The sequence below is a fragment of the Deferrisoma palaeochoriense genome (assembly GCF_054656955.1).
On the sequence record NZ_BAAHXI010000156.1, the window covers coordinates 1 to 1041 of the forward strand.

Here is a 1041-nt window from a genome sequence, read left to right on the forward strand (position 1 = left end):
GTGCTCCGCCGCCCCTATCCCGATCCAAGCGAGCCATCCGGTCCACGCGCCGGCTTGACCCACGCTTCACGACTTCACCATGCACGGGCGTTTTCCGCCGTTCGCCCGTGCGCGCGTCCGCACGGATCAACGGGCCGAAGGCCCGAACGAAAGGGGGTGGCACATGAAAAGCCTCTATCTCGTGGAAAGCGACGGGCTCGAGTTCGTCGGCGCCGAGGGCGGGGCCCTGCGGATCGAGCAGAAGGGCCGCGCGCCCTGGTACGTGCCGGCCGCGCGGGTGGAACGGGCCGTCGTGTGGGGCAGCGTGCGGCTCGACACCGAGGCCCTGGGGCTCCTTCTGCGGCGCAACGTGCCCGTGTCGTTCGTGGCCCGGGGCGGCGAGACCCTGGGCATCGCCTGGTCCCCGGCCGAGCGCCTGTCGCGGCCGGCGGTGCTGCTGGCCGGCCGCCGGGCCGATCCCGACTGGCGCGAGGCCTACCGCCGCCGGCTCGACGCCTGGGTGCGCGAGGCCCGGCTCGACCTCGTGCGCCGCACCGACCCGGCCACGGCCGAACGGTGGTGCGCCCGGGGCTTTCGGGGGCGCGAATGGGAAGCCTGGCGCGAGGCCCGGTTGGGCCCGCTGGAGCCCGGGGTGGACCCGGTGTGGAAATACCTCCGGGGCCTCGTGTGGGAGATGGTCACCGCCCGGGTGCTGGCCGAGGGGTTCGACCCCCACGCCGGGGTGCTCGACCCCCGCCAGCGCTACGGGTTCGTGCGCGAGATGACGCGGCCGTTCGTGCCGTGGATCGACGGCTGTGTGCTGGCCGGGGCGCGGGCCGGGCTGCTGCCCCGGCCCGACGAGGGCCCCGACGGGCTCACCCCGGCCCTCTTGCGACGATGGACCGCCCGGTTCGAGGGGCACCGGGAGTGGCTCGAGGCCGATCTGGGCCGAAGGCTCGTCGAGGTGGCGCGGCTTGCCCGCGACTGGCAGCCGGCCCTCGACGCCCGCCGGCCGCCGCGCGACCGAAGGAGGGGGCCATGAACCGCAAACTCTACCTGGTG

At 74.9% G+C, this 1041-nt stretch carries 1 protein-coding gene; it reads left to right on the forward strand.

Annotated features, from left to right (window positions below; genetic code table 11):
* The first annotated feature begins 163 nt into the window (after window positions 1–163).
* Window positions 164–1021, forward strand: coding sequence for a CRISPR-associated endonuclease Cas1 (locus ACYQ8L_RS18495; protein WP_459943295.1), 858 nt, complete (start codon window positions 164–166; stop codon window positions 1019–1021).
* The last annotated feature ends 20 nt before the right edge of the window (window positions 1022–1041 follow it).

What these genes read in the sequence shown, in the direction of transcription:
- ACYQ8L_RS18495 (WP_459943295.1), top strand. Translation starts at nt 164, where the DNA reads ATGAAAAGCCTCTATCTCGTGGAAAGCGACGGGCTCGAGTTCGTCGGC.